This is a genomic window from Fulvivirga lutea, assembly GCF_017068455.1.
In the GTDB taxonomy this organism is placed as follows: domain Bacteria; phylum Bacteroidota; class Bacteroidia; order Cytophagales; family Cyclobacteriaceae; genus Fulvivirga; species Fulvivirga lutea.
On the sequence record NZ_CP070608.1, the window covers coordinates 370,463 to 385,820 of the forward strand.

General features: G+C 37.0%; 12 protein-coding genes. 3 read left to right on the top strand and 9 right to left on the bottom strand.

The genetic code is table 11. The annotated features are described in order from the left end of the window. Window positions 1–39: 39 nt before the first annotated feature. From JR347_RS01900 to JR347_RS01915, 4 genes are read right to left on the bottom strand one after another with little or no spacing between them, the layout of a single operon-like run. Entirely contained in the window at window positions 40–723 is a 684-nt protein-coding gene (locus JR347_RS01900) for an N-formylglutamate amidohydrolase (RefSeq protein WP_205722372.1), read from the bottom strand. Continuing rightward, window positions 702–1,961: a glutamate-cysteine ligase family protein gene (locus JR347_RS01905; protein WP_205722373.1), complete on the bottom strand. Its 1,260-nt coding sequence runs from the start codon at window positions 1,959–1,961 to the stop codon at window positions 702–704. The genes JR347_RS01900 and JR347_RS01905 overlap by 22 nt, the downstream gene beginning before the upstream one ends. Beyond that, window positions 1,961–3,403 carry a RimK family protein gene (locus tag JR347_RS01910; protein WP_205722374.1) on the bottom strand — a complete coding sequence of 481 codons (1,443 nt, stop codon included), beginning with the start codon at window positions 3,401–3,403 and terminating at the stop codon, window positions 1,961–1,963. The genes JR347_RS01905 and JR347_RS01910 overlap by 1 nt, the downstream gene beginning before the upstream one ends. Beyond that, window positions 3,396–4,115: a cysteine peptidase family C39 domain-containing protein gene (locus JR347_RS01915; RefSeq protein ID WP_205722375.1), complete on the bottom strand. Its 720-nt coding sequence runs from the start codon at window positions 4,113–4,115 to the stop codon at window positions 3,396–3,398. Before JR347_RS01915 ends, JR347_RS01910 begins: the two co-directional genes overlap by 8 nt. A gap of 58 nt (window positions 4,116–4,173) precedes the next feature. Here JR347_RS01915 and JR347_RS01920 point away from each other — a divergent pair, with 58 nt between their 5' ends. After that, window positions 4,174–4,737, top strand: coding sequence for an RNA polymerase sigma factor (locus JR347_RS01920; protein WP_205722376.1), 564 nt, complete (start codon window positions 4,174–4,176; stop codon window positions 4,735–4,737). 19 nt (window positions 4,738–4,756) lie between these two features. Here JR347_RS01920 and JR347_RS01925 read toward each other — a convergent pair whose 3' ends face one another. Beyond that, entirely contained in the window at window positions 4,757–5,491 is a 735-nt protein-coding gene (locus tag JR347_RS01925; RefSeq protein WP_205722377.1) for a hypothetical protein, read from the bottom strand. A gap of 65 nt (window positions 5,492–5,556) precedes the next feature. Next, window positions 5,557–6,531, bottom strand: coding sequence for a type I phosphomannose isomerase catalytic subunit (locus tag JR347_RS01930; protein ID WP_205722378.1), 975 nt, complete (start codon window positions 6,529–6,531; stop codon window positions 5,557–5,559). 160 nt (window positions 6,532–6,691) lie between these two features. Here JR347_RS01930 and JR347_RS01935 point away from each other — a divergent pair, with 160 nt between their 5' ends. Then, on the top strand, window positions 6,692–7,423 hold the full coding sequence (locus tag JR347_RS01935; RefSeq protein WP_205722379.1) for a DUF6503 family protein: 732 nt from the start codon (window positions 6,692–6,694) through the stop codon (window positions 7,421–7,423). Here the strand turns inward: JR347_RS01935 and JR347_RS01940 are convergent. After that, window positions 7,417–8,697 carry an Nramp family divalent metal transporter gene (locus tag JR347_RS01940; protein WP_205722380.1) on the bottom strand — a complete coding sequence of 427 codons (1,281 nt, stop codon included), beginning with the start codon at window positions 8,695–8,697 and terminating at the stop codon, window positions 7,417–7,419. The two genes, JR347_RS01935 and JR347_RS01940, sit on opposite strands and share 7 nt — an antisense overlap. A 113-nt stretch (window positions 8,698–8,810) precedes the next feature. Here JR347_RS01940 and JR347_RS01945 point away from each other — a divergent pair, with 113 nt between their 5' ends. After that, the gene (locus JR347_RS01945) at window positions 8,811–11,987 is read left to right on the top strand and encodes a caspase family protein (protein ID WP_205722381.1); all 3,177 of its coding nucleotides are present in this window, start codon (window positions 8,811–8,813) and stop codon (window positions 11,985–11,987) included. Window positions 11,988–12,038: 51 nt separating this feature from the next. On the opposite strand, the gene JR347_RS01950 is transcribed toward JR347_RS01945, so the two are convergent. Together JR347_RS01950 and JR347_RS01955 are read right to left on the bottom strand one after the other, a co-directional pair. Continuing rightward, window positions 12,039–13,784, bottom strand: coding sequence for a DUF4493 domain-containing protein (locus tag JR347_RS01950; RefSeq protein ID WP_205722382.1), 1,746 nt, complete (start codon window positions 13,782–13,784; stop codon window positions 12,039–12,041). A 402-nt stretch (window positions 13,785–14,186) separates the two neighbouring features. Next, on the bottom strand, window positions 14,187–15,353 hold the full coding sequence (locus tag JR347_RS01955) for a PorP/SprF family type IX secretion system membrane protein (protein ID WP_205722383.1): 1,167 nt from the start codon (window positions 15,351–15,353) through the stop codon (window positions 14,187–14,189). Window positions 15,354–15,358: the final 5 nt, after the last annotated feature.

Sequence of the window (15,358 nt, forward strand, 5' to 3'; positions counted from 1 at the left end):
GCGAAAAATTAATTGAAATTCAGACAATCTGAAAATCAACTATGCCAATGACTGTACAAGGCCTTTTTTAATATCAGCCCAAATAGGTTGCTGTATGTATTTTTGATTAATCTCTAATTCTATACCCAAGTATTTTTCTTGAGGGTATTTAGCTCTTAAATAGGTAGTAAACCCGTCATCAGCCCCATTATATGGCATATTAATCATCACTAATAAAGTAGGAAATAGTTCAGCCAACTTATCTTTCCACTCATTTGCGAATTTTAATTCTGACTCCACCTTTTCATCACAAAGAATACCAATATCTACCAGCCTTTCAACATTATTTAAAGAAGGTGTAAATGAGTGGAAGGAGATATGCAGTACAGAATCACCATTGTTTACATACTCGATGATTTTGTCTTCCACTTCATTTCTGTAGGGAAAATAATATTTTTCTTCAAGTTCCCTCTTGTCCTTATCAGGCAAAACAGAGCTGTATTTCGAGAATAAATCTTGTGCATTGATCGATCGATTCATCTCTATAAGTAGCCTCGATACTTTTTGATAGTACAGAGGCACATCCAGATTTCTGGCTGTATATTTTGCCAAATCCATAGAGCCTGGATCATAGCCTTTATGACTCTTTAAATCTTCATCTGCACCCTTAAATAATGAGGCGTACTTAGATGGTATGATATGATCTGCATGCTCACAACTGATCAAAATTTTTCTTGTAGACATACCTCAAAAAGTTCATTGTTATTTAAGCAATCACTCAATTCTCTATAAACTAATCTGATATTGTCGAGCCCATACTGACCATCAAGGGCTTTCACTATTCTTGTTGCCAACGTGCCCTCATTAATGATAAACTCCAATGTAGGTAAATAAGGGTCTATCATAGTTGGGTAATACTTATTAGTAGCGTTTAAAATATGCCGCCAAACCTCAGAGACTTTAGAAGACTTAGCATCTATCCCAAAAACCTTTAAATATTCTGAGTTCTCAATAACAGCATTTTCGCATTCTACAATTGTTTTTTGAAGTATCGCATTTAAGTCCTCTGTTTCCCATAATTGCTGATTGTGAAAACTGCATGTCTTTTCTTCGACCAGCATCTTTAATGCAGCCACTATTAATGAAACAATTGCCAAATCTGCTTGTGGGCATTCCTGAATATCCATAATTCGGATCTCAATACTGCCTCTGTCGAACCTTGCAATGGCTCCTCGTGAGTTTACCCATATTGGATCAAGAATTTTATCCTCATTGTATTTCTCAATATCGTGAGAGATTTTATCGTAAATGACCTTATGGTACTGTCTTTTAGAGAAAACGCGTTCAGGAATTACCTTACCCGTAATTGATGGAATTACCTTCTGGTTCTTCTGGTAATAATCCATTCGCTTATCCAGCATACCAGTATTTTTACCTCCTAGTACGGGAGAACTGGCGGCTATACCAGGGATAAGAGGTAATATCAGCCTTATTGCAGCATGTAAAGTAGCAAACTCTTCATCATCATAAAATGGTAAGTTTATATGCGTACTCTGCAAGTTAGACCAGCCATGGCCTTTGCAGTTAAACATTTTATTGTAGCGCTCATACACCTCATTATTATCGTGTGGCCAAAGTTTAGCTTCAGTCTGAGGATCCATAAATGGGTGAGCGGCTGTTGGCATTAATTGTGAGTTAAAACCTGCTAAAAGCGTATTAATGTCCTTTACATTCTTATGGAAATGTTCATTTAAGCCGACAAGATTTGGATTTGGCTCAGTACATTTCAGCTCAACTACGTGCATTACCAATTCGTTACACCAGGTTATTTCTCCCCGCTCTACATCACTCACATATTCTCCTGTTACATTTTTAAAAAGCTCATCAGTAATTGGGTTCACTGATAAATCTTCTTTTTTGGCAATCATATATTCCAGCTCAATTCCATAAGCCTGGAATAAGTGTAATCTTTTAGTGCTCATTACTCTTCAAGTCTTTCGATAAACGTTTCCATTATTTTGGTGTACAAAGCTCCTTTTAATACCTTATCCTCTACACCTGCATCAATGTTTGGATTGTCATTGATTTCAATTACATAAAATTTTCCGTCATTCTCTTTTATATCAACGCCATACAAACCCTTGCCAATAAGTAAGGTAGCCTTCAGAGCCATATCAATTAATGCTTTTGGAGCATCTTCTACTGCTAGTGTTTCACTCTTACCATCTTTAGGTTCATTAGCCTGTTTCCAGTTGATAATCTGCCAGTGGTTTTGTGCCATATAATATTTGCACACATACAACGGCTTGCCGTTCATAATACCCACCCGCCAATCGTAGGTAGTTGGCATAAATTGCTGTGCAATTAGTAATTCAGATTTTTGAAAGAGCTCTTTCAAGGTGTCTTTTAGCTCAGATTCATTGGCTACTTTCTTCACTCCTTTTGAAAATGATCCATCAGGCTGTTTTATTACAAGTGGATAACCAAAGTGACTTGGCACCACCGGAGCATCTTTTCTTATAATATAACTTTCCGGAACGGGTATTTTATTGGCTACCAACAACTCATGTAAATACACTTTATTGGTACATCTTAAAATTGAACCGGGATCATCAAAAACAACCAACCCCTCTGCCTCTGCTTTTTTGGCAAAACGATAGGTATGATGGTTTACATTGGTAGTTTCCCTGATGAATAAAGCATCAAATTGTACCAGCTTACCAAAATCGTTTTTAGTGATTATTTCTGTGTTAAAGCCTAGCTTATCAGCTGCAGCAATAATTTTTTGTAATGCTTGCGGCCCGGATGGTGGATAGGGATCATCCGGATTTATCATTAACGCCAGGTCATATTTTTTTCGGCTATATTGCTTCCTTACAATACGTTTCCCTGTTATGTAAAAGTGTAGAGCTTCCTGAAGTTTATTAAAGGCACCGTCATTTAAATCTTTCAAATGCAATGGTTTTAATGTATGAAGCTGCCATTTCTCTTTCTTTGAAAACGTTGCCTGAATAATTGGCACCTGAAACAGGTTGAATAATAGTATGCCCAGTTTAGAAAATTGGGTATCATCAACCTGTCCAAAGAAAATGTTAATGGAGATTTTAGCTTCAGTAACGCTCTTTAAACTATTTTGAATCAAGGCATCGAATTCTTCGGCATCATCTTTAATAAGTGAAGGGAAGCGGAAATCCTGAAGGGTTGTAATTTCTGGAATTACCTTGTGTGATCGTGCCTCAGCCAAAAGGGACACGTAGTATCCCAAACTTTGGTATTGATGCGATCTGCATAAATTAACAATCTTAAATGCTCCTTTATCCTGATATTCCGGTTTGCTAAAATATTCTGAAGGTGAAATAACTGTTGCGCCTTCAGCAGTAATTTTCCACTTTTCCGGATTTTCGGTTATAATGAGTTTAGGCATAAATATTTTTTGGATGAATGATTAACAAGTTAGCATCATAAGTCATAACTCCAAGCATAATGGAGTTAATCAACTTATGAAAAGATACTTTATAATATTGTTTTTCGCTTATTGGGTTGCTCTCTAATGGATCAGCTACAAATGCTTCTTTATGATCAAACCCGTTGATCACTACAAAATGCCCACTAGGGCTCCCTTTAATATCGTCAAATTGAATTTCAAAATCGCCTATTTCTCTTGGGCTTTCATAAAGAAATGTAGCGCTTAACCCCGTTAATACGGGCACTCCATTGCTCAAGAATGACTTTAGTAGTGATGGTGTTAGTTCTTCGAATTTAATCTCACCACCATTACTCAGAAATTTTAAATAGGCCTTCGTAGCTGTTTTTAATTTCTTGGCTTTTGGTTTAGCTGCCAGTTGCAATTTTAACTTAGCACTAATATCAACATCCCCTTTAAACCATGAGGGATCAAAGGTCGACAAATTGTACGTATAGATAGTAACCTTGTAACCTCTTGACAATGCATGATTACCCAATAACACACCAAGTGTGCCACCAGACCTCAATTGCTTAACTTCAGAAATTACATCCGTTAAGGAAATATCATCGCCAAAATAATTATAAACAGCCTGCAAACAAGTTGGCCCACAGGTAACATCGTCTGGCTGCTTTTTTATATTGAGCGATAATGGATTTGCCGTATCTAACATTAATTTTTATTAACTTTTCGTATTAAGTTAGACGCAGCATACTAGAAAAGTCACATTGATGATTGACAAGAATTTAAGTGATGAGGAAATTATTTCTGTCCTTCAAAAAGAAGGAAATAACCGTTATTTCACCCTTCTTTCTGAAAGATATGAAGCCAGTATTATTAAAAAATGTAAGTCTTATGTGAAGGATGAAGATACTGCCGAGGATTTATGTCAGGAAATACTATTGAAGGTGTTCCTTAAGCTAAAAGGTTTTCATGGCAATGCTAAATTTTCCACATGGCTATTCTCCATTATCCATAATACTTGTATCGATTACCTCAGAAAGGACAAGAAAAATGTATCTAAAGTTATTACCGATAAAATGGTGGATGAATTAGCAGACCTCATTGAAGGTGTAGATGAGGTTCCGGAAGAACTCTCGGAACAAATTCTCACTGAATTAATGGAGCATATTTCTGCCGAAGATAAGTTGTTACTCCTTTTAAAGTACAAGGAAAAACATTCAATTAAAGACATTCAGCTGAGTCTTCAGCTATCTGAAAGCGCCATTAAAATGCGTTTAAAAAGAGCTAAAGACAAAATCAATAATTTATACCTTCAGCAACAAAAAAGGTGAAGTTTCCTTCACCCTTTTCTTATTTACTTTGAGCTTTTATTTCTTTTATTTTATCGGTTGCTTGAGTAATACCCATTTTTTCAGCTTGTTCAAAATAGGTAAGTGCCTCATTCAGTGTAGCTTGTTTCTTTCTTGGTGCCAATTTTGTACGGGTAGCCGCTAAATAGTAGGCTTCACCTTTAGCAAAATAAGCTTCTGCCTGGGTTAATTCAGCTTGTTTTACAAGTTCTTGAACTTTAGCCTCAATTAATGCCAATTCTTGTTGCTTAGTTTCGATAAGCTGGTTTTTCTCTATTATTTCCAGGTTTTGAAGATCCACCTTAGAAATTAAGCCCTGATTATCTTCTTGGTATTGGGCTACCAGCATATTCAATTTTACAATGTCACTCGCTTTCTCTGCTATCTCCTTCTCGTACTTTTTAATTATTGAAGCATACGTTGAATTCACTTTAGACAAGTCTTTTATTTTTTTACCCGCTAACTGGATACTGTTTTGAATATCCTGCATCTTCCTTTCATAATCGTCAGAATTAATACCTGTCTCCAAATTGATGCTTAACGCGAACTTATCTTTTTCAATCTGATCAATAATTTTAGTGATTGCCACTAGCTTATCAGAAACTAGTTTGTCATTTTCAATCTGAATTTTCAGTGAATCCAGTTCAGATAGTAATTGAGCATTTTCATTTTTTAAATCATCATTACACGAAAAAGCAGCAACTGCTACTAAAAGTGCTATAATAGTTTGTTTCATTCTTTTATTCATTTTACCATCTGACGATAAAAATCACTAAAAGTCACTTAAGAAATGAAAAATAATTATTCGATATAAGATTCCAGGATAAGGCTTTCCGTGGATGGTGATAATGAAACTGATTTGAAAACGGCCGGCAACAAATAAACATCACCTCGCTTCATAGTGACTTTAAGATTTTCTGTTGAAAGTACTACTTCACCTCCCAGGCAGACATAAATTATGAAGCTATCAAGGTTGCTATAATCACGTATTATAGATGTATCAAATTTTAAGTTATTGGCTGTAAAGTGCTCACACCTGGCAAGATTTGCCAATTGATTTAATTCAGAATTATAATTGGTTTTACCGTTAAGTGTAGGCTCAAAATTTAAAACCTCTAATGCCTCTTCTATATGTAATTCGCGCTTTTCACCGTTAAGGTCTTTACGGTTAAAGTCATATATTCTGTAAGTAATATCTGAAGATTGCTGTATTTCAGCGATGACCATTCCACCTCCCACATTATGTATTCTGCCCGCTGGCATAAAATATACATCACCAGCTTCAACCTGCTCGCTATTCAGTATATCTTCTATTTTACCTTGTTCAAGGTGGTTACAAAATTCCTCCTTGGTAACTTTTTTATTGAATCCTGAAATTAAATGAGCTCCTTCCTCTGCATGGAGAATATACCAAAGCTCCGTTTTGCCGTGGGAATTATATTTTTTTGCCTGCTCTTCATTGGGGTGAACCTGTACCGAAAGATCTCTGTTGGCATCGATAAATTTTACGAGTAATGGAAATTCATCTCCATACTTCGCAAAAACCTTATCCCCTAATATTTTACCCTTATAATCTTGAATTAACTTTTTTAGTGACTGGCCTTTGAGGGGGCCATCTGCAACCTCTGAAACATCTCCTTTAACACAAGAAAGCTCCCAGGTCTCCCCGCAGCTATCTGAAGAAGTTTCCTTGCCCAGCATATCGTGTAGGCGCGTTCCTCCCCAGATCTTGTCTTTGGGAATAGTCTTAAATTTTAAAGGGTAAAGTTGCTCCACTAGCGTTTGCTCGTCTCAAAAAAGTATCACGAAGATTCAAATTTGTTTGAAATAAGGATAACTTCAAAGAAAATTGTCTTCGAGATGGCAATATTAATGATAAAATAAACCTGCCACTTCTCAATGCGTAAAGCTACTCATCAAATTAATTCTAATTGATATGAAACACTGGTTTTTATTTGCTTTAACTGTCCTTTATGCGTGTAATGATAGTCATAATGCGCAGCAAATTGTTGATGCTACTATTTTGGCATCAGGATCAAACAAACTCAGTAACTCTAAAGTAGAGTTTATTTTCAGGGATAAAGAATACGGTGTTGAACAAAAAGGAGGCACGTATGAAATGGTAAGGCTGTGGGAAAATGAAGCAGGCGAGGTGGTGAGAGATGAGGTAACTAATGAAGGATTTAAAAGGGAAGTCAACGGACAAAAAGTAGAAGTAGCTGATAGCATGGCTTTTAAATACACGAATTCCATCAATTCGGTTATCTATTTTGCTCTATTGCCTTATCGATTGAACGACCAAGCAGTGAATAAAGAATATTTAGGTAAAGAGTCCATCAAAAACAATGAATATCACAAAGTTCAAGTAACATTTAACGAAGAAGGTGGTGGCAAAGACCATGACGATGTTTTTATCTACTGGATAAATACTGACACTAATTTCATTGATTATTTAGCATACAGCTACAAAGTTGACGGTGGTGGGATGAGATTCAGAGAATCGTATAATCCTCGCGTGGTTAACGGAGTTCGATTTGTTGATTATGTGAATTATGAGCCTGAAGATAAAAATCAAGAATTAGAAAGCATAGGACAGGCATTTAACGACAACAAATTAAAGGAACTGTCAAAAATTGTTCTTGCCAATGTACTGGTTGAAACTTATTGAGTTTTCAATTGCTTTAACCTGATTATAAGGTACATAACCAGAAGAAGTGCAATACACTGACTTGCTATTATGAGCTGAGTACTTGTAAGCATAACAGAAGGCCATATTTTAATCATTGCCCCATGTAGGCCTCTGAACCCTATTACTGTTACCACATCAATTATCAATAGTGATACTATGTTCGACCAATTCGAATTCAAATATTTAGTATCTATCAACTTCTTGTTATTAGCGATCAAGAATAGAATACTTACCAGTGCCGGTAGAATAAGACCATTAAAAGCCTGTGCAGCAATAATAATTGGTATGGGCTGAAAGTCAAGTAATCCGAAAATTAAGCCACTGATGAGAATAACCTGCCATACTCTTACATATATAACAGTGCTATCCTTGCTGCCCTTATAAACACTTTTGGCAATTAATGCAGCTGCTACAGGAGAAGTGATTGAAGAAGTTAGGCCAGCCGCAAAAAGGCCAAAACCCATTAAATAATAAGCCCAATTCCCCCAGGTGGAGCCAAGATAGTTAGCCAAGTCAAGAAAAGTAACTCTACCATTCATGTTAGTAGCAATAATTAAAATGGCGATTGAAATCAAACCTCCAAGAACCACAGAAATTGTTAAACCAAATCGCATATCTGCCATAGTCCGTCCTTCACCAATGCCGCTACCAAGAAAAATATTATAGGGAACAATGGTCGTTCCAATCAAACCAATTACTAACCAAGATGAGCCCTCGGGTATGCTGGGAATTAAACTATGAACAAGAACTTGCTGCATAGAAAATTCAGTGGTAAATGCCATGAACAAAAAGAAAATACCCATGAGTGCCACTAAATAGCCAAGCCATTTCAGCAATTTGTCAAAACTATTGGCTGAGATAAGAATAAATATGATTAACCCTAACAGTAGTATTACCCACTTTTTATCAATAGTAAAAATTAGACTAATTCCGCTCACAGCGCCTAAAATGTTGCCAGCCTGATAAGCCAGACAACCTGTTATTACCATCAAGCCTATTGCATAAACAATCAATCGGTTACTAAACAGGTCAGAAATTAAATTCCCCAGTGGTCTCCCAGAGCTTATTGTTACCCTGGCTGACATCTCTTGAATAACTAAACAGGCAATAGTGGACAAAACGAGAGGCCAAATTAATTGCAACCCATATTGTGATCCTGCAGATGTAGCTGTCGCCAAAGTGCCCGGTCCGATAAAAGCAGCGGAAATAACTGACCAAATGAGAATAGATGTAAGCCTTTTTCTTAACTGCATAGTGTATTAAAAGTCATGATCTACAAGGCTTTAGGGTTACAATAAGCCTTTTCAAAGTACTTAAAAATAACTAGATTTACTTATCATCCCCATAGAAGACTAAACCAACTGTCATGAATATAAAATCAGTTTTAAGAAATATACTTATAGTATGGCTGGCTTTCACATCAATTGATTCCTTCAGTAAATCAGGTGTGCCAAGAATTGTTATTAATTCAGGGGGCCACTCGGGGAAAATCTTCAACATTCTCTTTACTCCAAATGGTGAGCAGATAATATCGGTTTCAGAAGATAAAACCATTCGTGTTTGGGATGCACGTACGGGTGAGTTGGTTAAAAAGTTTGAATCGGAAATTGGCAAAGGCCCTGAAGGTATGTTATATGCCTCAGCCATTAGTCCTGATGGAAAGTATTTAGCTGCGGCCGGATATCCCGTTGCTACGGAAGAAAGTAACCACATTATTTTAGTGGATATTGAAAAAGGTGTACAGGTAGGTACAGCCAAAGGCCACAGTAATGTAATCAACTCTCTGGATTTTACCGGGAGCGGCAAGTATTTGGCGAGTGGCAGTGATGATGGCACCATTAAAATTTGGGAAGTGGCCGAATCACATGACATGAAGGAGGTAACTACTTTACCTGTGGGTCAGCGTGTAACTAACATTTCATTTAATGATAAAACACAGTCATTAGCTGTAGCTTCCGACCAACGCAATGTGCTAGTTTTCGATTTGGACAAGTTGGATCAGGGAACTACTAAATTCTCACCGAGAGAACTTAAAAAACATAAAGATATAATCAACAAAGTGGCCTATTCACCAGACGGCAGTTACATAGCCTCGGCCAGTTTGGATAACGCGCTTATCTTGTGGAAGCCTGATGGTACGGTTGTAAAAGAGTTTGATGGCATTAAAAACGTCATTAATGCACTAACCTTTTCTCATGACAGTAAAATTCTTGTAGCTATGGATATTCTCGGAAAGGGAACGAGTTATTCCATACCAAGTGGAAATAAATTCGCTGATTTCAATGGTCATGACAATACTGTATTTAGTGCCGACTTCTCACCAGAATCTGCTACAGGTAACTATTTGGTAGCAACAGCAGGTGGTAATAACAATGTTATCTATGTGTGGAATCCGATCAACGGCAGAAGTCAACAAACTATTAAAGGACATGGCTCAACTATTTGGGATCTAACTTTTGGTGAAGGCCTGCAGCTCTACATAGCAAATGAGCAATCTAAAAGCGAAAAAATTAGGCACCAATTCCGATTCGATTTTGCCACATTTGGAATTACGGCAAACCCAGGCAGGCCTGACGACAACTTTCTGGAAGAGGCCAATAAACAAGTAAGGCAAACCGGAATATATACCATAGATCTTGGAAGAGGAAATAGCATTGCAAACAATGAGTTTGAAGATGGAAGAATATTAGACTATCAGGTAATGTCTAATGGACACGTAATTGTTGGTAGCGATTTTTCTTTGAAGGAATATAGTGGTACCGGTGAGATGATTAAGGAATACCTTGGCCATACTGCCGGAGTGAGAACCGTAACAGTAACTAGAGATGGGAAATATATGGTTTCGGGTAGTGAAGATCAGACCATTCGTATTTGGAAACTGAGCGACAAAGGCGAGCTACCTAGCATGCGCGATATTTTTGAAGCGGCAGAGTGGCAGGAATATTTTACTTCACTCGATGTAGATACACTCACTTATCAACCAACAGAAGAAGCCTGGCAAGGTGTAATCAGTTATTTAAGAAATGTGGGTGATAAAACGTATCGCGACATTGAAGAGGTGCATGCAAGCCTGGGTGCTACGGTGCTTCCTTTTGCCAATATGTTCGTTTCAGACGAAGGGGAATGGATTGTTTGGACTCCTTCAGGATATTTTAGCTGTAGTTCAGATGGTGGGCAGTACTTTGGCTGGCATGTCAATCAGGGCATTGAAAAATTAGCAGAATTTTATACCGCAGAGCAATATTTCGATATCCTCTTCAGACCAGAAATGCTTGTTAAAAGCATGGATCAGGGTAGAAGAGTTATCGATATTCTGCGTGGAGAAGGTGAAACTATTTTTGACCTAACTAAACTGAACAGACCATCAGCGGCCTTTTTTAATATTAATAATCTGGCCTTTGGAGAATTTAAACAGCTCGATTATCACGATGGTAAATACGAAACAGAGAGTAAAACATTAGAGCTGGAAGCTGATATTTATGATGGCGGTGGCGGTATCAAAGAAGTAAATATCTATCAGAATAATAAGCTTATTATTATTGATGATGAGTTTGATAAAGTGGGGACTGAGGGTAAGCAAATGAAGAGAATGTATCATGTAAACCTCACCAACGGCCAGAATGATTTTAAGATAGTTACCAAAAACTTCCAAAATATTGAATCTCGTGGCGACCATCTGAAAATAAAGTATGTAGGCGAAATTATGGCTACTACCAACCTGCATATACTGTCAGTAGGTATTAATAAATATAAGAACCCGGCATATAATTTAAATTATGCACAGCCTGATGCTAAGTCGTTTACCGATAAAATCATCACCAACGGAAGTAAGATGTTCCGTTCTATTCGTAAGACAGAGATTTACGATACGGAGGCAACCAAAGAAAATATTATCAAAGGCTTTGAGTCTATCATTGCCACCGCCAAGCCGGAAGATGTGTTTGTATTCTATTATGCAGGACACGGTACATTAGATGAAGACAATAATAATGAATACTACTTGGTGCCTACTAACATTACTAAACTGTATGGTGACCCTGAACAACTGCAAGAAAAAGGTATTTCTGCTTCTGAATTGAAAACTTATTTAGCGCAGGTTAAATCTCAGAAACAGTTGATTCTCATGGATGCTTGTCATTCAGGTGGTGCACTGAAATCTATTAATGTTCGTGCCGCTGCATCTGAAGAAAAGGCCATTGTACAATTGGCAAGGGCTTCTGGAGTTGTAATGATAGCCTCTAGTGGTACCCAACAATTTGCTTCTGAGTTTGAAGTACTACAGCATGGCGTATTTACTTATGCTTTGCTTGAAGCTTTAGATGGAGAAGCTGATTCAGGCGATGAAAAAGTAACTGTAAACGAATTAAAAATCTACATGGAAGAGCGTGTTCCTGAGCTCAGTGAGCAGCACGGTGGCCAGGCGCAATATCCTACAGGTTTTGTTCATGGGAATGATTTCCCAATTAGTATTATTTATCAGCAGGAGGAGGAAGTTGTTGAAGAAGAGGCAGAAGATGACCCTGAAAGTGATTCAGAAAACTAAAGTAAAAAAGGCTCTTACAAGTAAGAGCCTTTTTTATTAACCATTTAAATTTTAATCACATGCATCACCAATTCCATCACCATCTGAATCTACTTGCGCAACGTTTGAAGTAATTCTGCAATTATCGTCCGTGTCAATAACGCCATCATTGTCAGAATCAAGATCTCTATAATCTGCAATTCCATCAAAATCTGAATCAATATATTTTTCCATTGAATCAGCATAGCCATCTTCATCTGAGTCTAAGTCTAGAGCGTCAAGCGTGCCGTCCCCGTCAGTATCAATTGGATTTCCTCTATTAGTTTCCACATAATCATTTATCCCATCATTATCACTATCAGGAGAATTAAGATTGGTACCTAGGTTTGTTTCTGAGTTATTGGAAATCCCATCTCCATCTGAGTCAAAACCATCGCAAACTGCGTCTGAAGTATCACAATTTTCATCAATGCCGTTTCCACATATATCTGGAGCGCCAGGATAAACAGTGTTATCAGAATCATCGCAATCTCCATGCTCAACTGTATATCCATCCCCGTCATAATCAACAAAACAAGATTCATTGACTGAGCCAGGTGAACCTCTCTCATCAAATTCCATTAAACTAATACTTACACACCAATTAGACCCATCTTGCATGCATTCTAGTGTCAAACAAGATGCGTCTAAAATCATAGAAGCTCCTGTTGGATCGGGAAATAAAGGTCCTCCATCATATTCAAGTCTTACAATTTCGGACATATCAGAGTTAAATATTATAATTTCATCTGACTCGTTATCCAGTTCCATTCCAGAATAAACATAGTCATTTGTAATGTCAATAAGTAGATGAAGGTTTCCACTTTGCAAAACGTAGTATGAATATGGCTCTATTATTAAGTCCTCTTCAATTACAAAAATATCAGACCCTAGATCTGTTACCACTTTTCCAATTAGATTTAAAGTAGTGCTAGTATTATTATATACTTCGAAATATTCATATCCACTATCTGTAAACATTGGATCTTGAAAAACCTCAGTAATTAAAAGATCTCCATTTGATAAATTTCCTGAATAAATATCATCTCCCAATTCTATGGGAACTAAATCGGTAGATTCATCTAACACAATATTTATAACAATCTGTCCATCCTGTACAATCGCATCCACATTAATCTCATAATGAGTTTTAGGCTGTGGGTCAGTGACAGCTCCGCTAAATGTCTTTGTTAAAACTGAACCATCAGTTTTAGAATAAGTAAGTGTAGCTTCAATGGCCAGTGGTGATACAGAAAAAAATCCTTCTCGTGTCTCGCTTTCATTATAAATGAGCAATCCACCAGCATCACTTTGCACAGTGGTAACATACGTATCGAATGAATTCACAACATTATCTGAATAATTCACCGTCACTTTCATATTATCCAGCGTACATGTGACTGTTATTACCTTTAATTCTTCTTTATCAATGCTAAAGAGTTCTGATTCACCATAATAAAAGGGATTATCAAATTCTGCTAAAGATTCATTGTTAGAACTGGCTGTTACCCTATATACACCTGTGGGTAATTCAACTTCAGATGGAATATCACCGGCACGATCGAATTGCTGGAAGACAGTACCATCTTCTCTAAAAATAATTACCAGAAAGTCTTCCAGTGCCACTACTTCATCGGTACGACCTCCAATGGGATTGGCTTTAATATCAAGTCCTACATTTAAACTTAGTTTACCGATGCCTTCGGAAGAATTGGTTTCATCTTCACTACATCCGTAAAGAAACAAAATCGCAAAAATTGCTAGCAATAATCTTTTCATAGTTTTACAGGTTTAAGCACACAAAACTAATATTTCTATTATTTAATGAAAGTTATTTCTTATTTTATTTAAATGTTTAAACATTGTATGGCGATAATAAAACGTGAGTTAGATTTAACAATTACGGAAAACAGAGATTTTCATTCAGATATTTGAGAGTGAGTTTTACTATAGGAAATCGTAAGTATCTCCTTAAATTGAGAGATTGACACTCCCTCTTTTACTAATATTTAAATTGTAAGCGGGCTCAAGATGACGTGTAAGGGTATGACTTTCTTATATTGAAATCAGGTTAACTAAAGACAATTAATTGAATAATGTAAAATTATAGAGAAATCTGAATTTGACATGACGAATAAAAATAGTGGCCAGTTACAAGCACCTAGAAACCAGCATTTAGTATCACTTATACCTCTTCCTCTTGTTAGATTTATAGCGCTTCTGCTTTCTGCGTTTGTAATTTTTCTTTCTTCGTTTTTTATTGTCGAACTTCCTGCGTTCCACCTTAGGCAGCTTTTTCAGGTTATTGTAACGCTGGTTTGGCGACTTAATGTTCTTCAGCCTACTTTTCTGCCTTTTCTTGAATGACTTAGGACTGCGAGAACCCACGCGTGTTCTTTTTGCTGCAGTACTTAAGGTTTTCCTTCTAAAGGCCAATGAATTCTTATAATCCTGACGGAAACGCTCCTGATAAGATTTATCATTAAAATCAAAACGGACTGCAATTTCACTACTTGGTCCAACATCCGTTCCGAGGTTATTATTAACAATCTCATAGCTGTAGCCAACAAAAAATTTCTTTGCCACTTTAAGACCAACTGCTGCATTAAGGATGTCGCCTTTCCTATACGAGGAGCCTACCGTTAATAAATTATTGAAAGTATAATATAAGCCTGTCTCCCAGATATCATTGATAGCTGAAAGTTTTCTAAATGTGAAGGTAGGCTCTAAAATATCCAGACCGCCTCTTAGCGGTATTAAGCCAGCCGCATAGCCAGAATAAAACTCACTTAAAACACTGGCATTATTTGACAGTTCAAGGTTTGTTGCCAAGCGATTGGCCGCAGCGCCTACTTTAAAGTATCTGTGCTGATAATTAATGCCGAAAGAGAAATCCATATTGTTGGATTTTTCGCCCAATAGTGGATCGTTACGATCACCTATGACACTGTTAATATCAAAGCCAATGCTGTTATATTCGGCTGATACTCCCATAGAAAGCACATTGTAGCTTCCAAAATTGATGTGATACGCAAAGGCTCCGGATGCATAAATGTTATCAACAAAATTGACCTGTTCTCTAAAAACGTTTGCTCCTACACCAAAACGATGATCATAAAATGGCGTATGAAAACTCAGAAAATTGTTTTCTGCAGCTCCATTTACGTTAGAGAAGTTTCTTCTATTCGCCAACGTAAGTGAACCAAAGGTATGGCCCGCCATGGCAGGATTATAAATAAAGGAATTGGTAAGTTTCTGACTAAACAAAGGAATATCCTGAGCATCTACATAAGTAGTGCTTAGTGTAATTAGCAATACGCTTATTCCTTTTAGTAAATGTTTAATCAATACTC